Here is a 22,055-nt window from a genome sequence, read left to right on the forward strand (position 1 = left end):
GTCAGCCCCCTGCGGCGTAAGCCGTCAGCCAGAGCACGAGCGGTATCGTGAAGAACGAAACGACCGTCTGGACGGTCGCGACCGCCGCATAGAGTTCGGCGTCGCCATCCATCTGCTTGGCCAGTAGATAGCCGTTCATCGCGGTCGGCACGGCCGCGCCGAGCGCGATGACCAGCAGAGCATCGCCGCGAATGCCGAGCAGGTAGCTCGCGCTCACCATGAAGACCGGCATCACGATCAGCTTGAGGAAGACCGCGAGCAACGCCGTCCTGCTGGGCTTGAGCGCATCGGATGCCCGCAGGCCCGCACCGACCATCACCAGGCCGAGGCTGAGCGAGGCGCTTGCCAGCATATCGATCGTGGCCATCACTGGGCCGTAGATCTTCAATCCGCTCATGTTGACGAGAATACCGAGCACCGAGGCGACGATCAGCGGATTGGAGACGATCTTGGCGAAGAAGCGGCGGAAGTCGCGATTGCCACCACCAAACCAGACGAGAACACCGATATTGTAGAGATTGATCGGGATGATCACGAGCGTCATCACCAGGGCGGTCAGTGTCAGGCCGATCGGGCCATAGAGTTTCTGCGCGATCGCCAGCGCCATGAACCCATTCCAGCGTGTCGCAGTCTGGAAGACCGAGGTGAAGGATGCACCTGATACCTGGCGGTTCCGCAGCATCGGCCACAACAGCAGCACGAAGACCGACATCAAACTGACGCTTCCGATCGTTGCGATCGCCGTCGCATCGGCCTTCAATCCGGCAAAATCGGCCTGGGCGAGCGTCGAAAACAACAGCGACGGGAAAAGGATGAAGTAGCCGAATTGCTCGAGCCCGAGCCAAAGACTCTGATCGATCAAGGTCGAACGCTTGAGCCAGGCGCCGAGCAGGACCAGCAGGAAGACGGGAAGGATGCTTTCAAAGACGACGGTCATGGGGGAGGGCCTGCGTGCGGGACGTCTATCGCTACCTCAAATCATCGCCGACCGGAATGCGCTAGTGGCACGAGGCGGCGATCAAACGGGAGTGTCCCGCCTTCAAGGATCCGCGACCGGACTGCCCTGTGAAAATTAACCTTAACAAATGGTTTACGTTGCGCGGGTCGCCGCAAGGGCGGAGATTGATCCGGCATTTTAATGGATTCCGGAATGGAGCGGTTCGGTGAGAACTGGTCTTATGATCATCATGATGATGTTTTTTGCCGGACTGGCGCTAGATATCGCAGTTCCCGCGATGGTTCTTGTGGCCGCCGTGCTGGCTGACCGCGCGATTTACCCAGTTGTCTTTCGGCAGATCTCGGAAAGGGGGGCCGCATGAAGTGGTTTCTGATCCTTTGGGGCGGGCCGATCCTGCTGCTGGGCTCCTGGTATGGCCTGTCGTACTACGACATGAGCTTCGGCTTCTTCATGCTGACGCGGCAAACCCATGATCTGGTGTTCCAGATCTACGGCAATGTCCTCGGCATCCCGCCGGAAACCATTCCGCCGCTCGTAGCCCGCGCGATCGTCGTCGACAGCCTGATCGTTTTCGCCATCATCGGCTTTCGCAAGCGCCGCCAGATCGCGGCGTGGTATCGTCGCCGCTTCGGTGCCGTGGCCCCTCAGTCAGAGAGGCCGTCTCTTGCCAGCGACGCCAGCCTGTCGAGCGCGCCCTGAAGAATGAACGAGGCCGCGGCCGAATCGATGCGTTCGGCCCGCTTGCGTCGTGACACGTCCATCTCGATCAGCACCCGCTCGGCCGCGACGGTCGAAAGCCGTTCATCCCAGAAGGCGAAGGGCAGGGGCGTTTTCTGTTCCATGTTGCGCACGAAGGCGCGGGTCGCCTGACAGCGCGGCCCCTCGCTGCCGTCCATATTGACGGGCAGGCCGATGACGAAGGCCGCGATCTTTTCTTTCGTCGCTGCCGACAGCAGCGCCTCCGCGTCCACGCCGAACTTGACCCGACGGATCACCTCGCGCGGGGTCGCAAAGCGGCGACCGAGATCGGAGACCGAGAGGCCGATCGTTTTCGTGCCAAGGTCGAGGCCTGCAATGGCCTGGTTCGGCTGTAGCTGGGCTGCGAGTTCTTCGATGGTGAGAATTGCCATGGGATTGTCGATTCGATCTTTGCGCGGAGAGTTGTCTGATCCATATGCTGTTGCGACAGACAAATCATCAGGGAGATCGTCATGAAGATCAAATGGCTCGGCCATGCCGCCTTTCACATCGAAACGGCAAAGTCCAAAATCCTGATCGACCCCTTCTTTACTGGCAATCCGGCGTTCCGCGACGAGGAGCGCCGGGACGCGACCGCCGGGCTCACCCACATTCTCCTGACCCATGGTCACGGCGACCATGTCGGCGATACCATTGCGATCGCCAAGGAGACGGGCGCGACGGTCGTTGCCAATGCCGACCTTGCCGCCTGGCTCGGCCGGCATGGCGTCAAGGCGCTGGAAATGGGGAACACCGGCGGCACGATCAATCTCGGTAGTTTCTCGACGACCTTCGTCAACGCGCTGCATTCGTCGGCGCAGCTGACCGAGGACGGCGTCTCGCACTCGCTCGGCAATGCCAACGGCCTGGTGCTGCATTTCGAGGACGAGCCGACGCTCTATCACATGGGTGATACGGACATCTTCTCCGACATGGCGCTGATCAACGAGCTGCATCAGCCGGAGATCGGCATCGTGCCGATCGGCGATCGTTTCACCATGGGCGGGGCGGTTGCGGCCCTGGCCTGCCAGCGCTTCTTCAAGTTCTCGACAGCCATCCCCTGCCATTACGGCTCGTTCCCGATCATCGACCAGACCCCGGAAACCTTCGTTGCCGGCATGGAAAGCGCGTCGACCAAGGTGGCGACGCCGCACGTCGGCGGCGTCGTCGAGATCTGATGTTACGCCGGGCCTTTTGAGAAGAGGCCCGGTCCTCCGGCAATTCCCCCGTTGCGTGGCTCGCCCTGCGCCATTATAGCGGGGGAAGTTCCAGTTACCGGAGACGATCATGTCCGTAGACCTTGCCACCGTGAAGCGCGTCGCGCGCCTTGCCCGTATCGCCGTTAGCGAAGAAGAAGCCGAACGGATGATGGGTGAGCTCAATGGCATCCTCGGTTTCGTCGAGCAGCTCTCCGAAGTGAATGTCGATGGCGTCGAGCCGATGACCTCGGTCACGCCGATGGATATGAAGAAGCGGACGGACACCGTATCGGACGGCAACAAGGCCGACGACATCGTCGCCAATGCGCCGAATTCCGATCGCAATTTCTTCCTCGTTCCGAAGGTGGTCGAGTAATCTCCCGCCAGCCGCCCCGACGTTTCTGATTGCGAAAGCCAGATTTTACCATGACCGACCTTACCAGCCTGACGATTGCCGAAGCCCGCACCAAGCTCGCCGCCAAGGACATCACCGCCGTCGAACTGACCGACGCCTATCTCGGCGCGATCGATGCCGCCAATGAGGCGATCAACGCCTACATCGCCGTCACGCCCGAAAAGGCACGAGAGATGGCCAAGGCCTCGGATGCGCGTATCGCCGCCGGCAAGGCCGGTGCGCTCGAAGGCATCCCGCTCGGCATCAAGGACCTCTTCGCTACCGAAGGCGTGCACACGCAGGCCTGCAGCCACATCCTCGACGGTTTCGCGCCGCGCTACGAATCGACCGTGACCCAGAACCTCTGGAACGACGGCGCCGTCATGCTCGGCAAGCTGAACATGGACGAGTTTGCCATGGGCTCGTCGAACGAGACCTCCTACTACGGCGCGGTCAAGAACCCGTGGCGCGCCAAGGGCTCCAATCTGGATCTCGTGCCGGGTGGCTCCTCCGGTGGTTCCGCCGCAGCCGTTGCCGCGCATCTCTGCGCCGGCGCGACCGCCACCGATACCGGCGGCTCCATCCGCCAGCCGGCAGCCTTCACCGGCACCGTCGGCATCAAGCCGACCTATGGTCGCTGCTCGCGCTGGGGCACCGTTGCTTTCGCCTCGTCGCTCGACCAGGCAGGCCCGATCGCCCGTGACGTGCGCGATGCCGCGATCCTCCTGAAGTCGATGGCAAGCGTCGACGCCAAGGACACGACCTCGGTCGATCTGCCGGTGCCGGATTACGAAGCCGCGATCGGCAAGTCGATCAAGGGCATGAAGATCGGCATTCCGCGCGAATACCGCGTCGATGGCATGCCGGAAGAGATCGAAACGCTCTGGCAGCAGGGCATTGCCTGGCTGAAGGAAGCCGGTGCCGAGATCGTCGACATCACCCTGCCGCACACGAAATACGCGCTGCCGGCCTACTACATCGTCGCTCCGGCCGAGGCCTCCTCGAACCTTGCCCGCTATGACGGCGTTCGCTACGGCCTGCGCGTAGACGGCAAGGACATCGTCGACATGTACGAAAAGACGCGCGCAGCCGGCTTCGGTCACGAAGTCAAGCGCCGCATCATGATCGGCACCTACGTGCTTTCGGCCGGCTACTACGATGCCTACTATCTGCAGGCACAGAAGGTGCGCACGCTGATCAAGCGCGACTTCGAACTGGCGTTCCACGCCGGCGTTGACGCCATCCTGACGCCGGCGACGCCGTCGTCTGCCTTCGGCATCGCCGACGAGGATCTGGCATCCGATCCGGTCAAGATGTACCTCAACGACATCTTCACGGTGACGGTGAACATGGCCGGCCTTCCCGGTATCGCCGTTCCCGGCGGTCTCGACCACAAGGGCCTGCCGCTTGGCCTGCAGCTGATCGGCAAGCCGTTCGAGGAAGAAACGCTGTTCAAGACCGCGCATGTGATCGAACAGGCGGCCGGCCGCTTCACACCCACCAAGTGGTGGTAAACTCTTGAGGGGCGGTACCGACGAGGTACCGCCCTTTCTTCTTCGGTTGCATCGCGGAAGGAGACCGCGTCATGCCCGTCATCCGCCATGCCCGCGCCGGCGACGTCGACCGGCTGGCCGAAATCGGCCTTAGATCCTGGCAGTCGGCAATTGCGGGCCTCGCCGATGGCGAAAAGATGCGGCGCGTGGCCGAGGCCGCATTTCTCCGTTTTCTGTTCGATCACTGGCTTTCCGTTTTGCTCGTCGAAGGCGAGGGCGCCATCTGCGGTTGGGTGGCGTGCGAGAACTTCGACAATGCGATCTCCGATCTGTGGATCGAGCCGCAGCTCCAGGGCAGGGGCTTCGGCGGGCTGCTGCTTGCTGAGATCGAGCGTCGTATTGCTGCGGACGGATTCGACGCGGCCACCACCAAGACGCACGCGCGCAACGACCGCGCCGTGCGCTTCTTCCGCAATCACGGCTATGGCGTGAGTTGGCTGTCGACCGCCTATGCGCCGCAACTCGACAGCGACGTTGCCTTCATCGGTCTGAGCAAATCTCTGGAGCAAAGCCCGGATCATTGACACCCCGCCACCTCATGCATGGCAGCCACGCGCAAAGCCGGCTGGCCTATTCACACCGCATTCATTAGGCCCATGAAATATTATGGGGTATGACGTGGTGGTGGGGCACCGCAAGGGGGGCGCTTGTTGCAGATGCTGGATAAAACGGTTCCGCGACCGTTGGTTCTGAGACCTTTCCACCATTCGTTTTGGCTTGCCGGCCTGTGCGTGATCGTCTTCACCGCCTGCGTGCTCGGCATCTTGAGTCGCCCGGTCGGCATGCTGGCTTCGATCTGGCCGGCAAATGCGATCCTGCTCGGTCTGCTGATCAGAAAACCGTCGCTCGCCAGCCCGGCTGGATGGCTGACGGCGGCATTGGCCTACGTTCTTGCGGACCTGGTGACCGGCGCGGATCTCTATGAAGCTGCGGCGCTGAATGCGGCCAACATGGTCGGCGTCGTCATCGGCTTCCTGCTCTATCGCCGCTTTTCGCCGGAGCATCGGCACCTGCGCCGGGCGCGCTCGGTCCTTTACATGTTCGCTGCCTCCTCCCTGGCGGCGATGGGCGCCTCGCTCGTCGGAGCGGTCGCGGTTCACCTGTCCTTCGGCAAACCCGTCGCGGACGCATTCGTCGCCTGGCTCACCACCGAGCTGGTCAATTATGTGGTTCTGCTCCCGGTTTTCCTGGCAGCGCCGCTTCCTGAAGACGGTTTGCGATCCCGTGCCACGAGAATGACGGTTTCAACGGCCTCTGCTTCTGCAACCGTCTGGCCGTTCGTCTCCCTGGTCTTGTCCTGCGCTGCGGCGCTCGTCATCGGCGGCCCAGGCGCTTTCGCTTTCCCGGTGCCGGCACTCTTGTGGTGCGCGCTCAGCTATGGCTTGTTCCCGGTGACGATCCTGACGGCGATCGTCTGTGTGTTGACGCAGATTGCCGTTGCCTCCGGCGCCCTGCATCTCGGCGTCAGCGGCGTGGCCGAGGAGACGCTCACCTCCACCCGGCTGGGGACGACCCTTCTTGCGCTCTGCCCGCTGGCGGTCGCCAGCGTCGATGCCGCACGACGGGCGCTGATCGGGCGCCTGTCCCATGCGGTCGATTATGATTTTCTGACCCAGTGCCTGGCGCGCGCGACCTTCATGGCGCGCGCGGCCGCGCTGATCGCAGCGCCGGTCGCCCGAAAAGGCGGGACGGTGGTGATGATGCTCGACATCGACCGCTTCAAGGCGATCAATGACACCTATGGTCACGCCGTGGGCGATCAGGTGCTGGTCTCGGTCGCAGGCGCCGTTCGCGGGACGCTGCGTTTTGAGGATCTCGTCGGTCGGCTTGGCGGAGAAGAGTTTGCCGTTGTGCTGGTTCGGCAATCCCCGACTGATGCGCTCAAGGTCGCCGAGCGACTGCTCGAGGCCGTGCGCGCGCTCCATATCGACCTGGAGCAGGGCGGAAGGATCGACGTCACCATCAGCATCGGCGCTGCCGAAGTCATGACCCGCGACACCGGTCTCGACGGCTTGCTGCTTGCGGCCGACCGCGCGCTCTACCAGGCGAAGGCTGCGGGCCGCGACCGCGTGCAATGCGCTGCCCCGTCGAGCGCTCACGCAACGTAAGTCGCTTTCCGTAAAGTAAAGTACGCATCTGACGATACCGGGCATGCTGGCATGCCCGGTATCGTTCGTATTCGCCGCTAGCGGTTGTTAAGTTCGGAGCGCACGAGCTGCAGCCCGCGTTCCGTGATGCGGTAGGGTTTTCCGCCGGACGATGAGATCGCCTTCTTCCGCTTCAATTTGCGGAAAAGTTCGAGGTCGAAGCCGGGATAGACCCAGCCGTCACGGGTGAAGCACCGGATTTCGGTGATCGCCTTGTCGTCGCGGGTGATTTCGATGCGGCCGCCCTGGGCCAAATGATGAAGAATGCGCTGTTCTGCGCGCGAGATGTCCATTGTCCGAATGTTCCGGAATCGCGTTCGTTTGAACGCAGGAAAACGTTCCGCAAATTACTGAAGATGCGGGGTGACGTTTCCGGCCCGTGCGCGCAATCAAAGCGGATTACGCGGACGGGCTTTACCGGGACTCAGGCGAAGAACGGAACATAAAAACTCCAATAGAACGGTGCCTTCCTAAAAGGCCGTCGTTCGCGCGTCAAGGTGTCATTGCAACGCCAGGGTGCCAATGGCCGCCAGCGCCACTTGCAAGACGATGATCAACGCGAGGCGCGTGCGAAAGGGTTCCTTACGCGTCTTGTGTCGGAAGATATGGCGCGCCGTCATCGCTCCCGGGCTGCCGCCGAAAAAGGCGAGAGTGAGCAGGGTCCGCTCGCTGATCCGCCGTCGGCCGGAGCGCGCCGCTCGCTTGTCGTACCAGAACAGCCCGAAGGCCGCCAAGTTGACGAGAATTGCGAACGAGAGCAGGGCAGGGCCGATGGACATGAGCGAAGTCTTGCCGATAGGCGCTAAACGGTGGTTAAGAGAGGCTCGCCGTCCGCATGAGATTGCATATGGCGCTTCTGATCCAGCCGAACAACTTGCACCGGCGGACCAATTGTTCTACCGAGAAACCAAGAATTCAGGCTTCAAAGAAGAGCATGATATGAGCATTGTCGACGTCCGCACCCCCGATCCGAAACGCTTCATCCCCGGCGCCACTGGCGACTGGGAAGTCATCATCGGCATGGAAGTCCATGCCCAGGTGCTTTCCAATTCGAAGCTGTTCTCGGGCGCATCGACGGAGTTCGGCAATGCGCCGAATGCGAACGTCTCGCTGGTCGATGCCGCTATGCCCGGCATGCTGCCCGTGATCAACGAGGAATGCGTGAAGCAGGCGGTGCGCACCGGTCTCGGCCTCAAGGCCGCGATCAACAATCGCTCGATCTTCGACCGCAAGAACTATTTCTATCCGGACCTGCCGCAGGGCTATCAGATCTCGCAGTTCAAGGATCCGATCGTCGGCGAGGGCAAGATCATCATTTCGGTCGGCCCGGATCGTCAGGGCCAGTTCGAGGATGTCGAGATCGGCATCGAGCGCCTGCATCTGGAACAGGATGCCGGCAAGTCGATGCACGACCAGCATCCGTCGATGTCCTATGTCGACCTCAACCGCTCGGGCGTGGCGCTGATGGAGATCGTCTCCAAGCCGGACATGCGCTCGTCGGATGAGGCCAAGGCCTACATGACGAAGCTGCGCTCGATCGTGCGCTATCTCGGCACGTGCGACGGCAACATGGACGAAGGCTCGATGCGCGCCGACGTCAACGTTTCCGTGCGTCGTCCGGGCGAGGGTTTCGGCACGCGCTGCGAAATCAAGAACGTCAACTCGATCCGCTTCATCGGCCAGGCGATCGAATACGAAGCACGCCGCCAGATCGGCATTCTTGAGGACGGTGGCAGCATCGACCAGGAGACCCGCCTGTTCGACCCGAACAAGGGCGAGACCCGCTCGATGCGCTCCAAGGAAGACGCGCACGACTACCGCTACTTCCCGGATCCGGACCTGCTGCCGCTGGAGTTCGACGATGCTTTCGTCGAGGCGCTGAAGGCCGACCTGCCGGAACTGCCCGACGACAAGAAGGAGCGCTTCGTGCGCGACCTCGGCCTCTCGGTCTATGACGCCTCGGTGCTCGTCTCCGAAAAGTCGATCGCCGATTATTTCGAGGCGGTTGCCGAAGGGCGCGACGGCAAGATTGCCGCCAACTGGGTCATCAACGACCTGCTCGGTGCCTTGAACAAAGCCGGCAAAGCCATTGAAGAGACTCCGGTTTCCCCGGCACAGCTCGGCGGCATCATCGATCTCATCAAGGCCGAGACCATCTCCGGCAAGATCGCCAAGGACCTCTTCGAGATCGTCTGGAACGAGGGCGGCGACCCGGCCGAGATCGTTGAAGCGCGCGGCATGAAGCAGGTGACCGACACCGGCGCCATCGAGAAGGCCGTCGACGAGATCATCGCCGCCAACCCGGATCAGGTCGCCAAGGTGCAGGCCAAGCCTTCGCTCGCCGGCTGGTTCGTCGGCCAAGTGATGAAGGCGACCGGCGGCAAGGCCAACCCGCAGGCCGTACAGGCGCTCGTCAAGGCCAAGCTCGGCATCGAGGAATAACGATGTTCTTCGTGCGCACGGCAAGCGAGCGCGACCTGGAGAAGGTTCGCGCTCTGCTGATCGAAACGTGGCACGCGACCTATGACACTTTCTACGGTGTCGAGAAGGTCAACGAACTCACGGAGCGCTGGCATTCGCTGCCGGCGCTCAAAGCCCGACTCGCGCGCAAGAACGCCGAGTTTCTTGTTGCCGACGATGGAGGGCAGCTGGGCGGCATGGGCTATGCGGCGATGTCCGACACGCAAGCCAAGACGGTGGTGCTGCACCAGCTCTATGTCCTTCCGAAGTTCCAGCGCCAGGGCGTCGGCCGCGATATCTTCGCCGAACTCGAAACCTGCTTCCCGGACGCCGAGCGCATGCGCGTCGAGGTCGAGCCGCAGAACCTGCACGCGCTCACCTTCTATCGCGCGCACGGCTTTGCCGAAGTGGGCGAGACCCCGGTTGACGACCCGTCCGGTCTGCCGGCCATCGCTCTGGAAAAGCCGCTTCTCGGCTAGGCGATCCGTCCGATTGCCTGAAGTTTCGCATGCCTGTGGATAAGCTTGAGAGGCGCGGCTCTGTCATCGCGCCGTTACCTCCGGGTGTTTGATCCGCGGGCGATGAACGATGTGAGCGGGGAAACCATGGACGCGACCGAACTCTTGATCCGCAAGGCCGAGCGTAAGGACCTCGAAGCAATCGTCGCGCTCTTCGCCAATGATCCGCTCGGCGGCCACGGCGACACGACCGACCCCGAGGCCTTCGCGGACTACGCCGCTGCCTTCGACCGGATTGAAGCTTCGACGCTGCAGACACTCTTTGTTGCGGTTCTTGAAGGGCAGGTCGTCGGCACTTTTCAAACCGCGCTGCACACGTCTCTGTCTGGGCGTGGAAGCTCCAGCCTGATCGTCGAAGCGGTCCAGACGCGTGCGGACATGCGCGGCCGTGGGATCGGCGAGCGCATGTTGCGCCATGCGATTGGCGAGGCGCGGGAGAAGCGCGCAAAGAAGGTAAGGCTCACGTCCAACGCCGTGCGCACCGATGCGCATCGCTTCTACGAGCGTCTAGGCTTTGTGCGCAGCCACTTCGGCTTTCACCTGCCGTTGAAATGACCGCCTCCGCCTCGGAATCACTGGACAAGCCCTGAGCGGCGGGGCATAAGCGGGAACATTGTTTTGGTATCTGGCCGCCTTCCCAACGGCCGGTCAAGGACGGCATCCATGAAGCTCCTGCTGCAGATTTTCACCTGGTGGAACGAACAGACGATCGGAACGCGCTTTCACACCTGGCGCCACGGTGAACGGGTCGGTCAAGACGAACTCGGTAATGTCTACTACCAGGGCGGCAAGGATTCTGAAGGCCGCACCCGCCGCTGGGTGATCTACAACGGCTACGCCGAAGCCTCCGCCATTCCGGCCGGCTGGCACGGCTGGATGCATCACCGGACCGACGTTTCTCCGGCTGATGAAAAGTACACGCCGCGCGAATGGCAGAAGGCGCACCGCGCCAATCCGACCGGAACGGCCAACGCCTACCGCCCGCAGGGCTCGATTGCCGCCACCGGCAAGCGTCCCCGCGTGACCGGCGACTACGACGCCTGGACGCCCGGCTCCTGAATAATCTGTTCTCAGTGACGACGACGGACCGCGGAATGGGTTCCTCGATCATGGCGCGGCCACAATTGATGGTTAGCGCCTGAAATCCATCGATGACGAACAGGATACGCGGGAGACAGGCGACTATGGCAGGTTCTGATCTGCGCAAGGCAATCGGCCAAGGAACACGGCGTTTGGGCTTGTCCCTGCTTGCCGCCTTGCCGCTGGTCGCATCTGCGGAAGCGGTTGACGCAGCCCGCCTTTCCAACGCCGTCGCCGTGTTCTCCGGTATCGACAAGATCACCGGCCGCATCACCACTTTCGACGTCTACATCGGCGAGACCGTGCAGTTCGGCGCCCTTCAGGTCACGCCGCGCGTCTGCTACAGCCGTGACGACACGGAAGCGCAGAAGATCACGACCTTCGTCGAGGTCGAGGAAATCACACTCGACCGCAAGATCCGCCGCATCTTCACCGGCTGGATGTTTGCCGATAGCCCCGGTCTGAACGCCGTCGAGCATCCGGTCTATGACGTCTGGCTGCAGTCCTGCAAGGCGACCTCGGACCTGCCGCCGCCGGACACCGCGCAGAAGCGCTGAGCGGCGGCGTATTCCCATTCTTTGAGATTTGGCTTGGTTAGAAGGCGAGGTCGGGCGACGACATCGCGTTCGCCAGAAGCACTTCGTATTCCGCCTTTGGCACGTCGATGGCACCGAACGACTTCAGGTGCTCGGTGGTGAACTGTGTATCGAGCAGTTCGAAGCCACGCGCCTTCAGTCGCTCGACCAGATGGACGAGGCAGATCTTCGAGGCGTCGGTGCGTCTGGAAAACATGCTTTCGCCGAAGAAGGCCGAGCCGAGCGAAACGCCGTAAAGTCCGCCAACCAGTTGGTCGCCTTCCCACGCCTCGACGCTGTGGGCATAGCCCATCGTATGCAGCGTCGCGTAGAGCGTGCGGATCTTGTTGTTGATCCAGGTGGTTGGCCGGTCGGGAGCAGGGGCAGCGCAGCCGTCCATGACCGCTTCGAAGGCGGTGTTGAAGCGGATGTCGAAGGGCTTTCGGCGGATGGTTTTGGCGAGGCTGCGAGAGGTGTGGAAGCCTGCGAGCGGGATCACCCCGCGAATTTCCGGCTCGACCCAGAAGATTTCCGGGTCGTCAGCCGAATCGGCCATCGGGAAGAGGCCGATCGAATAGGCGCGCAGCAGCATGTCCGGCGTAATATCGGGCTGCTTGCTGCGCGTCCCCTTCAATGTCTGGTCCTTACTCGGACGTGGCGGCCAGATGCTTCTCCAGCCAGTGGATATCGTAGTCGCCGTTGGCAATGTCCTGATTATTGATCAGGTCCTGGAACAGCGGAAGCGTCGTCTTGATGCCGTCGATGACAAATTCGTCAAGCACGCGGCGCAGACGCATCATGCATTCGACGCGGGTACGGCCGTGCACGATCAGCTTGCCGATCAGGCTGTCGTAGTAAGGCGGGATCCGGTAGCCCTGATAGGCACCCGAGTCGACGCGCACGCCAAGACCGCCCGGCGCATGGAAATGCGTGATCGTGCCCGGGGATGGGACGAAGGTGCGCGGGTCTTCGGCATTGATGCGGCACTCGATCGCGTGGCCGGAGAACACGATGTCTTCCTGCCGGACCGAGAGGCCACCGCCGGAGGCGACGCGGATCTGCTCGTGCACCAGGTCGATGCCGGTGATCGCCTCGGTGATCGGATGCTCGACCTGAAGACGGGTGTTCATTTCGATGAAATAGAACTCGCCGTTTTCGTAGAGGAATTCGATCGTGCCGGCGCCGCGATACTTCAGCTTCTTCATGGCGTCGGCGCAGACCTGACCGATCTTCATGCGCTGGTCGACGTTGAGCGCCGGGGAGTTTGCCTCTTCCCAGACCTTCTGGTGACGACGCTGCAGCGAGCAATCGCGTTCACCGAGATGCACCGCATTGCCGGCGCCGTCGCCGACGATCTGGATTTCGATGTGGCGCGGCTTGGAGAGGTACTTCTCCATGTAGACGGCGTCGTTGCCGAAAGCGGCAAGCGCTTCGGTGCGGGCCGTCGCAACGGCTTCCTCGAGGTCAGCCTCGCTGCGGGCGACCTTCATGCCGCGGCCGCCGCCGCCGGCGGTCGCCTTGATCAGGACCGGGAAACCGATCTTGCGGGCGACTTCGAGGGCGTTTTCCGGCTTTACTTCGCCGTCGGAACCCGGAACGACCGGGATGCCAAGTTCCTGCGCCGTTTGCTTGGCGGTGATCTTGTCACCCATGATGCGGATGTGTTCCGCCGTCGGGCCGATGAAGGTGATGTCGTGCGCTTCAAGGATTTCGGCGAACTTGGCGTTTTCCGACAGGAAGCCGTAGCCTGGATGCACAGCGTCGGCACCGGTGATTTCGCAGGCGGCGACGATCTGGTGAATGTTCAGATAGCTATCGCGCGAGGGCGGCGGGCCGATGCAAACGCTCTCGTCGGCGAGGCGCACATGCATGGCGTCGGCGTCGGCCGTGGAATGAACGGCGACCGTGGCGATGCCGAGTTCCTTGCAGGCACGAAGCACGCGAAGGGCGATTTCGCCGCGATTGGCAATGAGAATTTTCGAGATCATCGCCGCGCCGCCTTATTCGATTACGATCAGCGGTTCGCCATATTCGACGGGGGCTGCGTCCTGGACGAAGATTTCGGTGACCTTGCCCGAGCGCGGAGCCGGGATCTGGTTCATTGTCTTCATCGCTTCGATGATGAGGATCGTCTGGCCTTCCTTGACCGTGGCGCCGACCTCAACGAAGGGGCGGGCTCCGGGTGCGGGAGACAGATAGGCAGTGCCGACCATCGGCGCGGTCACGGCATTCTTCGATGCACGGGCGCTCTCGGCGGCAGGAGCAGCAACGGCGTTTGCAGGAGCGGCCACTGCGGCGGGCATCTGGTAAGCCGGCATCTGCGGCATGGCCATCGGCATGGCAACCGGCGTGCCGTTGCGCGAAACGCGAATGCGCAGGTCGTCCTGCTCGACTTCGATCTCGGTCAGATCGGTGTCCTTGAGAATGTTGGCGAGATCGCGGATCAGCGCCTGGTCGATACCTGGTTTCTTGTCAGCCATGGAATATGAGCCTCTTGTGTTCTTTTTATTTCGACGGATTTGTCAGGTTCTTTAGCGCATGCAGCGCAAGAATGTAACTCTGGGCGCCGAAGCCGCAGATGACGCCCTTGACGGCGGGTGCGATCATCGACTTGTGGCGGAACTCCTCACGCGCATGGATGTTCGAGAGGTGCAGTTCGACGACCGGAATGCCGATGGCGCGGATGGCATCGTGAAGCGCGATCGACGTGTGGCCATAGGCGGCCGGGTTGATTGCCACGCCCGCGGCGACGTTGCCGGCCTCGTGCAGCCAATCGACCAGCATTCCCTCATGGTTCGACTGGCGGAAATCGACGTCGAATCCGAGCGCCTTGCCTTCTGCCTTGCACATGGCCTCGATGTCGGCCAGGGTCTGGCCGCCATAAATACCCGGCTCGCGCTTGCCCAGCGCATTCAGGTTGGGGCCGTTCAGCACGAAAATGGTCGATGGCATAAGGGATTCCGGTCCGGTCATGGAGGGTTACCTATAGACTGATGGTCCCGCGAGGAAAAGCCCTTTGGGCCCCCGCGGGATTTGTCCACAGTCATGGGAAGGTTCGTCAGCAGGCGGTCTTGCCGCATTCGCGCATATTGGCGACCTTGCCCTCGATCTCCTCGGCGCCGACTGCCCCGAAGACCGCTTCGTTGCCGATGACGTAGGAGGGCGTTCCGGTGATGCCGAGGTCGTTGGCAAGGCTGTAGGCCTCGCGCACGGCCGCATCATGCGGCTCCTTTTCCATTTTCGCGCGCAGGTCCTTTTCGGAGACGCCGAGCTTGGCGGCAACCGCAAGCGCTGTCTCCTCCGTGGCGCGGTCTTCCCCGCCGAGCAGCGCCCGGTGGAAGTCGCCGTATTTCTCCGGAGCGACCAGGCGGAAGGCGGCGCTCACCTTGTGGGCGGCCAGCGAATCCGGTCCGAGGATCGGCAGTTCCTTCAGCACGAAGCGCACGTTCTTGTCCTTGGCGAGGATGTCGTCCATGTCGGAAAGCGCGCGTTTGCAGTAGCCGCAGTTGTAGTCGTAGAATTCGACAACGGTGACGTCGCCTTTGGGATTGCCGAGCACCATGTCGTAGTCGGAATTGAAGATCGCCTTGTTGTTCTCGGTGATCGCGCTTTCCGCCGCTTCCTGCTGCTTGGCGCGCTGTTTCGTCGTCAGCGCCTCCTGGACCTCGAGCATGATCTCCGGATTGGCGATCAGGTATTCCTTGATGAAGGCGCCGATCTCTTCCTTCTGCTTCGCGTCGAGCGCGAATGCGTTCTGGGGCAGGCTGACCCCGGCCACGAGCGCTGCGAGCGTCCCGGCGGCAATCATCTTGGTGCTGAAGTTCATTTCTACCTCGTTGTCCTTGCGTATCCCGTGTGTCGTCCATCGCGTGTCGCCGGGTCAACCGGCTGTTCTGAATGACAACAGGATTCCTCGTATCCGCAATATGCCGGCAGCATAGGGTGGGTGCCGCGGAAACGAAACGGCAAAATCGGCGGAAATACGGCACTCGCGGACTTGTGAAGGTCATTTTCATCGGGCAAAGGGCTGGAGAACAGCCGCATATCGAGGATTTTCCGTTGGTAGATTTGTCAAAACGCAGTGCCGTCGAACCTTTCCATGCGATGGACGTACTGGCGGAGGCGACCCGTCGCCGGGATGCCGGCCACCCGGTGATCTCGATGGCCGTCGGGCAGCCCGCCCACCCGGCGCCGAAGGCAGCTCTTGAAGCGGCGCGCAAAGCGCTTGAACATGGCCGGCTCGGCTATACCGACGCGCTCGGCACCTTGTCGCTGCGCACAGCAATCGCCCGGCACTATGAAAAGCGCCACGGCATCGCGCTCGATCCGCAGCGGGTCGCGGTCACCACCGGCTCATCCGCAGGCTTCAATCTCGCTTTCCTGGCCCTCTTCGATCCTGGCGATTGCGTCGCGATCGCGAGGCCCGGCTATCCGGCCTATCGCAACATCCTCGCAGCGCTTGGCCTGACGGTCGTCGAGGTCGAGGCCAATGCCGAGACCGGCTTCACTCTGACGCCTGAAAGTCTTTCGCGTGCCGCTGCGAAAATAGGCCGTCCATTGAAGGGCGTGCTCTTGGCGAGCCCAGCCAACCCGACCGGAACGGTGACGGGCAGGGCGGGCCTCAAGGCGCTGGCTGACTATTGCCGGGCCGAATCGATCGCCTTCATCTCCGACGAGATCTATCACGGACTGACCTTTGCCGGCGAAGAGGCAAGCGCGCTGGAGGTGACCGACGAGGTAATCGTCATCAACTCCTTCTCGAAATACTATTGCATGACCGGCTGGCGGATCGGCTGGATGGTGCTGCCGGCTGACAAGGTGCGCGGCTTCGAGCGCATCGCCCAGAGCCTCTACATCTCGCCGCCCGAGCTCTCGCAGATCGCGGCAGAAGCAGCACTCAACGCGCATGAGGAGCTCGACCGTTACAAGGCCGCCTATGCCGCCAACCGGGACATGCTCATGAAGCGGTTGCCGGAGATCGGCTTCTCGATCGCCTCGCCGATGGACGGTGCCTTCTACGCCTATGCGGATGTCACCCGCTTTACCAATGACAGCATGGCCTTTGCCAAGCGGATGCTCGCCGAGATCAACGTCGCGGCAACCCCGGGATTCGACTTCGATCCGCTGGAAGGGCACCGCACAATGCGCTTCTCCTATGCCGGCGCCGAGGCCGACATGGTCGAGGCCATGGACAGGATCGCGCGGTGGCTGGCGTGACGCTCTGAACAGGTAGGCAGGGGCAAGTCCCTTCTGCCATCCGCCCAAAGGAAAAGGCCCGGATCGCTCCGGGCCTTTCGTGTTTTCAGAGTTTGGCGCTGGCCGCGCGGCTTCTTAGAAGAAGCCGCGGCGCTGCCACCAGCCGCCCTTCTTGGGCTTGCCCGGCTCTTCCTCTTCGGGCTTCGTCGCGCTCGACGTCACCACCGGTTCGGAAGCGATTTTCGAGAGGTCGCGGTTCGCACGCACAGGCTTGGTTTCGGCAAGGTCGGCCGCAGCCTCTTCCACCGCTTCGACGGCCGGGTCGGCAACCGCAGACTGGTCTTCGATCACTGCCTGAGCAACTTCGTCGACGCTTACTGCCGGTTCTTCAGCCTTGACGGCCTTCTTGCGGGTGCGCTTCGGCTTGGCAGGCTTTACGTCCGCTACCTCGGCTTCTTCGGCAACCACAGCCGTTTCCTCAACAGCGACAGCCACTTCGACCTCGGCCGCAGCGGCAGGTGCCTCTACGGTTTCGGCTTCTTCTGCGCCGTCGTCGCCGGCTTCCGCATCGGCACCGGCTTCAAGCTGGCCTTCGCCTTCACCTTCGCCTTCCGGACGGTTGCGGCGGCCGCCACGCTTGCCGCGGCGGCGGCGCTTGCGCTTCTGATCGCCATCGGCGGTCGCGGCGTCTGCATCGACGCCCTCGTCATCGCCTTCGTCCTCATCAGAACCGTCGTCGGCATCGCCTGCCGATTCGGAGACCTGGAGAGCGCTGCCTTCGGCCTGCTGGCCGCCCTTGCCGCGCCGGCGGCGACGGCGCTTGCGCTTGCGTCCGTTCTGATCGTCGGACTGGGCAGCAGCCTTCGGCTGTTCCTGCCGCTGTTCGCCGGCAATTTCTTCTGCTTCTTCCTCGTCGAGATCCTCTTCGATCACGACGTCGTCTTCTTCCTCTTCCGGCTCGAAGTGCAGCAGCTGTTCGATCTTGACCGGGTTTTCGACCGGCTCGCCACGATCGATCGCGAAGTGCTGTGCGCCGACATGGGCATCAGCCTCGATGATGATCGAAACGCCGAAGCGGCCTTCGTAGTCCATGATCGTGCCGCGCTTCTGATTGAGCAGGTAGAGCGCGATATCCGGGATGGTGCGCACGGTGATGTCGTGCGTCGTGTTCTTCAGCAGGTGTTCCTCGATGCCGCGCAAGACGTGCAGTGCAACCGAAGACTGCGAGCGGACGTGACCCGTGCCGTTGCAGTGCGGGCAGGTCTGCATCGTCGATTCGAGCACCGAGGCGCGAATGCGCTGGCGCGACATTTCGAGCAGGCCGAAATGCGAGATACGGCCGACCTGGATGCGGGCGCGATCGTTCTTCAGGCAATCCTTCAGACGCTTCTCGACCGAGCGGTTGTTCCGCTTTTCTTCCATGTCGATGAAGTCGATGACGACGAGGCCGGCAAGGTCGCGCAGGCGGAGCTGGCGTGCCACTTCTTCCGCCGCTTCCAGGTTCGTCTGGAGAGCGGTGTCTTCGATCGAGTGCTCGCGCGTCGAACGGCCGGAGTTGACGTCGATCGAAACCAGGGCTTCGGTCTGGTTGATGATGATGTAGCCACCGGACTTCAGCGTTACCTGCGGCTGCAGCATGCGGTCGAGCTGCGCTTCGATGCCGGAGCGCGAGAAGATCGGATGCACGTCGCGGTAAGGCTGAACCACCTTGGCGTGGCTGGGCATCAGCATCTTCATGAAGCCCTTGGCTTCCTTGTAGCCTTCCTCACCGGAAACGATGATCTCGCTGATGTCCTTGTTGTAGAGGTCGCGGATCGAGCGCTTGATCAGGCTGCCTTCTTCATAGACGAGGCAGGGGGCCGTGGAATTCAGCGTCAGCGTGCGGACGTTTTCCCACAGGCGCATCAGATATTCGAAGTCGCGTTTGATCTCGACCTTGGTGCGGTTGGCACCGGCGGTGCGCAGGATCACGCCCATGCCCTGCGGCACTTCGAGGCCGCGGGCGATTTCCTTCAGGCGCTTGCGGTCCTGCAGATTGGTGATCTTGCGGGAGATGCCGCCGCCACGTGCGGTGTTCGGCATCAGCACCGAGTAGCGACCGGCGAGCGACAGGTAGGTCGTCAGTGCCGCGCCCTTGTTGCCGCGCTCTTCCTTGGCGACCTGAACCAGCAGGATCTGGCGGCGCTTGATGACTTCCTGGATGCGGTAATGCTTGCGCGGCTTGCGAACCTGGCGATCCGGAACTTCTTCCATGGCGTCTTCGGCGCCGACGGATTCGATGATTTCCTTTTCGCCGTCGTGACTGTCGTCGTCATCATCGTCGTCGTCATGGCGACGGCGGCTGTCGACATCTTCGGAAATGGCGTCGGTATCGACCATGGCAGCCATTTCGCCGCCATTGCTCTCGTCGCCATCGGTCGATGCAGCAGCCGCTTCTTCAGCGGCCTTGGCTTTGGTCTTGCGGGTGCGCTTCGGCTTCGCCTTCGGCTTTTCGGCCGGCGCTTCCTCTTCGACGACCGGTGCGGCGTCAGCGACGGCTGCGACCGGCTCGGCTTCAGTTTCCGCGACGACTTCGAGGTCTACGGGAACGGAAAGTTCGCTTGCCGGGGCAGGGGCGGTCTCGACATGCTCGATGTCGTCGTCACGCCGCGCTTCTTCGGCTTCGGCCTTCAAGAGCGCCTGACGATCGGCGAGCGGGATCTGGTAGTAGTCGGGATGGATTTCGGCGAAAGCCAGGAACCCGTGGCGGTTGCCGCCGTAGTCGACGAAGGCGGCCTGGAGCGAGGGCTCCACCCGGGTGACCTTCGCCAGATAGATATTGCCGCGGATCTGCTTCTTATGTTCCGACTCGAAGTCGAACTCTTCTATGCGGTTCCCGCGAACGACAACGACGCGCGTCTCTTCTGAATGAGACGCATCGATAAGCATTTTCTCTGCCATCTAAGCTGTGCTCCTCGGCGCGCCAGCGGAACGGGAGACAGACCTGCTTCCTTAGGAAGACTGCCAAACACGTCGGAAGGTGCGCCGGATATGAAAGTTCCTGTTTGGCGCAGGCGATGGTGCAGCAGCCAGACGACAGCCGGAACATGTGTGTCCCGGGGCCGCGCTACTTCTGACCGATACTGCTGAGTCAACATCAATGACCAAACAAGAATGCCAATGTCCAAGGTCTCATGAAGACCCGATGAATGCGCCCGCTTGCGGGCGTCGGTGAAAAATCACCATCAAGAACTCCGGCCACCGCCGGAAATTTGCGATCCAGTGTACGGGGAGGAAATGCAGCGACGGCGGATGAACACTTGCGACCGCGGAATTGCGATAAGTTAACCGGTCAATCCGGTTCGACCGCACCCTGGCGCCAAGCTTTGGAGAAGCTCCGGCTGCCCGGTCGACTGTTCTATCCCGTCAACACTTTCTCCTTGTGACGCTTTTATGTTTTCTATGTCACATTGGCAAGGGAAAAGCCCGTGCCGCCACAATAATGATCGATTCGCTTGTCCACGTGGAGTAGGTCGATAAACGGTAAATCGATTGTCCCGGCGGGCCGGGGAAGATGATCATTGTCAAGCATTGGTTAACCATAAGGGTTCATTGATCAACCTGTGCGTCCAGCAGCCGTGCGTCGGCTGCTGTTTGGTTTTCTGAGAAAGTGGTGGAGAGCCCGAGGTGAGGCCTTTGGCGGTTTGTATGCGTGGTTCGCTGTTGTCGTTGATGTCGCGCACGGGCAGGCTTCTGCTCGGAGCATCGCTGCTTGCCGGCGGTCTTCTTTTGAACGTGCCGGCGGCTGTTGCCGCCGAGCCGGGGCCCTTGCTCGCCTTTGCTGCGCGGATCGCCGGTGACGATGCACGCACGCGCGTCGTCGTCGAGTTCGATCGCAAACCGGAATTCTCCCTGCACTACGTAGCCGATCCCGTTCGCGTCGTGGTCGACCTGCCGGAAACGGCCTTCGGCCTCAAGGCGGACAGCCTTGAACCGCGCGGCCTCTTCGATGCGATCCGCTACGGCGGCATGGGGGCGGGCAACTCCCGCATCGTCCTTTCGGCGAAAGGCCCCGTGGCGGTAACCCATGCGGAAGTCGTCGCGGAAGAGGGGGGCAAGGGCTACCGGCTCGTGCTCGATGCCGAGCGCGTCGATCAGGCGCGCTTCGATGCGCTTCTCGGCGAACAGCAGTGGACCGGATCGGTCGCCGCCGCCAAGACCGACAGGCCGGTTGCCGTCGCTCCCACGAGGGAAGGCGGGCCGTTCATCATCGCGATCGATGCGGGCCATGGCGGCATCGATACCGGTGCGCTCGCCGGCGAAACGAAGACGGAGGAGAAGCATGTAACGCTCGCCTTCGCGAAAGATCTCGTCGAGGCCCTGAACAAGGGCGCCGGGATCGAGGCTTTCCTCACCCGCGACAAGGACGTCTTCCTCTCGCTTCCCCAGCGCGTACAGATCGCCCGCAACAAGGGCGCCCATCTCTTCATTTCGCTTCATGCGGACGCGCTGCGCCAGAAGGACATCCGCGGCGCGACGGTCTATACCATCTCCGACAAGGCCTCCGACCATCTGGCCGCAAGTCTTGCCGCCCGCGAAAATTTGTCCGACGAAATCGCCGGCGTGCCGCTTCAGAGCGAGCCGGCGGAAGTGGCCGACATCCTGATCGATCTGACGCGCCGCGAGACGCAGGCCTTCTCGGTCAACATGGCGCGCGCCGTCGTTACGTCCTTCGAGGGCCAGATCAATCTCATCAACAATCCGCACCGTTTTGCCGGCTTCCGCGTGCTGCAGGCGCCGGACGTGCCCTCGATCCTGCTTGAACTGGGCTTCCTGTCGAACAAGGAGGACGAAAAACTGCTGCTGGATCCGGAGTGGCGCAAGAAGGTTTCAGAGCGTCTTGCGGTCGCTGTTCAGCGATACCGCGAGCAGGCCATCGCCAGCGGCGGCTGACGCTTGAAGGCAGGCCCGGGAACGAAGTGATTTGTGTCGCCCCGGTAACAGCGCTATGCTTTTCAACGGGATGCGCACGGGATTATCGCATAACAGCCCTATTTTACGCACAATCCGGGACCTAACCGGAATTGCGCCCGGATTTGTTGAGAAACGAGTTGAAGCCCGGAGTTCCCCGCCATATGAGGAGCCGGGCTAGGTGGGGCGTTGCGACGCCAGACGATTTCTCGTGAGAGAGTTTGGTCGGCCCGCTGTATAGAAGCCGGCAGGACAGAGCATGGACTGTCAGTCGGGCGGTTCGGCAA

Annotated in this window: 24 protein-coding genes; 14 read left to right on the plus strand and 10 right to left on the minus strand. The window is 62.2% G+C overall.

Annotated features, from left to right (window positions below; all coding sequences use genetic code 11):
* Window position 1: 1 nt before the first annotated feature.
* Window positions 2–937: an AEC family transporter gene (locus tag IB277_RS04610; protein WP_110818446.1), complete on the minus strand. Its 936-nt coding sequence runs from the start codon at window positions 935–937 to the stop codon at window positions 2–4.
* 241 nt (window positions 938–1,178) lie between these two features.
* Here IB277_RS04610 and IB277_RS04615 point away from each other — a divergent pair, with 241 nt between their 5' ends.
* Both IB277_RS04615 and IB277_RS04620 read left to right on the plus strand, forming a co-directional pair.
* A complete protein-coding gene (locus IB277_RS04615) occupies window positions 1,179–1,319 on the plus strand; it encodes a hypothetical protein (protein WP_181432565.1) in 141 nt (46 codons plus the stop codon).
* On the plus strand, window positions 1,316–1,657 hold the full coding sequence (locus tag IB277_RS04620) for a DUF6105 family protein (protein WP_077961535.1): 342 nt from the start codon (window positions 1,316–1,318) through the stop codon (window positions 1,655–1,657). The genes IB277_RS04615 and IB277_RS04620 overlap by 4 nt, the downstream gene beginning before the upstream one ends.
* On the opposite strand, the gene ruvX is transcribed toward IB277_RS04620, so the two are convergent.
* A complete protein-coding gene (gene ruvX, locus IB277_RS04625; RefSeq protein WP_034795390.1) occupies window positions 1,603–2,088 on the minus strand; it encodes a Holliday junction resolvase RuvX in 486 nt (161 codons plus the stop codon). The genes IB277_RS04620 and ruvX overlap by 55 nt on opposite strands.
* Before the next feature lie 81 nt (window positions 2,089–2,169).
* On the opposite strand from ruvX, the gene IB277_RS04630 reads away from it, so the two are divergent.
* From IB277_RS04630 to IB277_RS04650, 5 genes are all read left to right on the plus strand, one after another.
* Window positions 2,170–2,874: a metal-dependent hydrolase gene (locus tag IB277_RS04630; protein WP_034795392.1), complete on the plus strand. Its 705-nt coding sequence runs from the start codon at window positions 2,170–2,172 to the stop codon at window positions 2,872–2,874.
* Between the two features lie 109 nt (window positions 2,875–2,983).
* Window positions 2,984–3,271 carry an Asp-tRNA(Asn)/Glu-tRNA(Gln) amidotransferase subunit GatC gene (gene gatC, locus IB277_RS04635; protein WP_034795408.1) on the plus strand — a complete coding sequence of 96 codons (288 nt, stop codon included), beginning with the start codon at window positions 2,984–2,986 and terminating at the stop codon, window positions 3,269–3,271.
* A 50-nt stretch (window positions 3,272–3,321) separates the two neighbouring features.
* Window positions 3,322–4,803, plus strand: a complete 1,482-nt coding sequence (gene gatA, locus IB277_RS04640; RefSeq protein WP_110818445.1) for an Asp-tRNA(Asn)/Glu-tRNA(Gln) amidotransferase subunit GatA — start codon at window positions 3,322–3,324, stop codon at window positions 4,801–4,803.
* Between the two features lie 71 nt (window positions 4,804–4,874).
* Window positions 4,875–5,366: a GNAT family N-acetyltransferase gene (locus IB277_RS04645; protein ID WP_060522219.1), complete on the plus strand. Its 492-nt coding sequence runs from the start codon at window positions 4,875–4,877 to the stop codon at window positions 5,364–5,366.
* A 132-nt stretch (window positions 5,367–5,498) separates the two neighbouring features.
* Window positions 5,499–6,950: a diguanylate cyclase gene (locus tag IB277_RS04650; protein WP_090294499.1), complete on the plus strand. Its 1,452-nt coding sequence runs from the start codon at window positions 5,499–5,501 to the stop codon at window positions 6,948–6,950.
* Window positions 6,951–7,027: 77 nt separating this feature from the next.
* Here IB277_RS04650 and IB277_RS04655 read toward each other — a convergent pair whose 3' ends face one another.
* Window positions 7,028–7,282 (minus strand): YjhX family toxin, encoded by a 255-nt coding sequence (locus IB277_RS04655; protein WP_034795416.1) that lies wholly within the window; start codon window positions 7,280–7,282, stop codon window positions 7,028–7,030.
* 207 nt (window positions 7,283–7,489) lie between these two features.
* Complete coding sequence (locus tag IB277_RS04660; RefSeq protein ID WP_090294497.1) at window positions 7,490–7,768, minus strand: DUF1294 domain-containing protein; 279 nt, start codon at window positions 7,766–7,768, stop codon at window positions 7,490–7,492.
* Between the two features lie 160 nt (window positions 7,769–7,928).
* Between IB277_RS04660 and gatB the strand changes: the two genes are divergently transcribed.
* The 5 genes from gatB (at window position 7,929) to IB277_RS04685 (ending at window position 11,604) form a co-directional block, all read left to right on the plus strand.
* Entirely contained in the window at window positions 7,929–9,431 is a 1,503-nt protein-coding gene (gatB, locus tag IB277_RS04665; protein ID WP_034795650.1) for an Asp-tRNA(Asn)/Glu-tRNA(Gln) amidotransferase subunit GatB, read from the plus strand.
* A 2-nt stretch (window positions 9,432–9,433) separates the two neighbouring features.
* Window positions 9,434–9,928, plus strand: coding sequence for a GNAT family N-acetyltransferase (locus IB277_RS04670; RefSeq protein WP_090294496.1), 495 nt, complete (start codon window positions 9,434–9,436; stop codon window positions 9,926–9,928).
* 102 nt (window positions 9,929–10,030) lie between these two features.
* Window positions 10,031–10,522: a GNAT family N-acetyltransferase gene (locus IB277_RS04675; RefSeq protein ID WP_246812698.1), complete on the plus strand. Its 492-nt coding sequence runs from the start codon at window positions 10,031–10,033 to the stop codon at window positions 10,520–10,522.
* A gap of 108 nt (window positions 10,523–10,630) precedes the next feature.
* Window positions 10,631–11,026 carry an NADH:ubiquinone oxidoreductase subunit NDUFA12 gene (locus IB277_RS04680; RefSeq protein ID WP_089045737.1) on the plus strand — a complete coding sequence of 132 codons (396 nt, stop codon included), beginning with the start codon at window positions 10,631–10,633 and terminating at the stop codon, window positions 11,024–11,026.
* 125 nt (window positions 11,027–11,151) lie between these two features.
* Window positions 11,152–11,604, plus strand: a complete 453-nt coding sequence (locus tag IB277_RS04685) for a DUF2155 domain-containing protein (protein WP_034795441.1) — start codon at window positions 11,152–11,154, stop codon at window positions 11,602–11,604.
* 37 nt (window positions 11,605–11,641) lie between these two features.
* Here the strand turns inward: IB277_RS04685 and aat are convergent, their stop codons facing one another.
* The 5 genes from aat to IB277_RS04710 form a co-directional block, all read right to left on the minus strand.
* Window positions 11,642–12,256 carry a leucyl/phenylalanyl-tRNA--protein transferase gene (gene aat, locus IB277_RS04690; RefSeq protein ID WP_034795444.1) on the minus strand — a complete coding sequence of 205 codons (615 nt, stop codon included), beginning with the start codon at window positions 12,254–12,256 and terminating at the stop codon, window positions 11,642–11,644.
* A gap of 10 nt (window positions 12,257–12,266) precedes the next feature.
* Window positions 12,267–13,610, minus strand: a complete 1,344-nt coding sequence (accC, locus tag IB277_RS04695) for an acetyl-CoA carboxylase biotin carboxylase subunit (protein WP_034795446.1) — start codon at window positions 13,608–13,610, stop codon at window positions 12,267–12,269.
* A gap of 12 nt (window positions 13,611–13,622) precedes the next feature.
* A complete protein-coding gene (accB, locus tag IB277_RS04700) occupies window positions 13,623–14,102 on the minus strand; it encodes an acetyl-CoA carboxylase biotin carboxyl carrier protein (RefSeq protein ID WP_034795447.1) in 480 nt (159 codons plus the stop codon).
* A 25-nt stretch (window positions 14,103–14,127) separates the two neighbouring features.
* Complete coding sequence (gene aroQ / locus IB277_RS04705; RefSeq protein ID WP_034795448.1) at window positions 14,128–14,574, minus strand: type II 3-dehydroquinate dehydratase; 447 nt, start codon at window positions 14,572–14,574, stop codon at window positions 14,128–14,130.
* A gap of 106 nt (window positions 14,575–14,680) precedes the next feature.
* Window positions 14,681–15,448: a DsbA family protein gene (locus tag IB277_RS04710; protein ID WP_034795449.1), complete on the minus strand. Its 768-nt coding sequence runs from the start codon at window positions 15,446–15,448 to the stop codon at window positions 14,681–14,683.
* Window positions 15,449–15,681: 233 nt separating this feature from the next.
* On the opposite strand from IB277_RS04710, the gene IB277_RS04715 reads away from it, so the two are divergent.
* Window positions 15,682–16,839: a pyridoxal phosphate-dependent aminotransferase gene (locus IB277_RS04715; protein WP_089045752.1), complete on the plus strand. Its 1,158-nt coding sequence runs from the start codon at window positions 15,682–15,684 to the stop codon at window positions 16,837–16,839.
* Window positions 16,840–16,953: 114 nt separating this feature from the next.
* Here IB277_RS04715 and IB277_RS04720 read toward each other — a convergent pair whose 3' ends face one another.
* Window positions 16,954–19,758, minus strand: coding sequence for a ribonuclease E/G (locus IB277_RS04720; protein WP_192370793.1), 2,805 nt, complete (start codon window positions 19,756–19,758; stop codon window positions 16,954–16,956).
* 771 nt (window positions 19,759–20,529) lie between these two features.
* Here IB277_RS04720 and IB277_RS04725 point away from each other — a divergent pair.
* The gene (locus IB277_RS04725; RefSeq protein ID WP_051659335.1) at window positions 20,530–21,750 is read left to right on the plus strand and encodes an N-acetylmuramoyl-L-alanine amidase; all 1,221 of its coding nucleotides are present in this window, start codon (window positions 20,530–20,532) and stop codon (window positions 21,748–21,750) included.
* Window positions 21,751–22,055: the final 305 nt, after the last annotated feature.

It is taken from the genome of Ensifer sp. ENS07 (assembly GCF_014852185.1).
In the GTDB taxonomy this organism is placed as follows: Bacteria; Pseudomonadota; Alphaproteobacteria; order Rhizobiales; family Rhizobiaceae; genus Ensifer; species Ensifer adhaerens.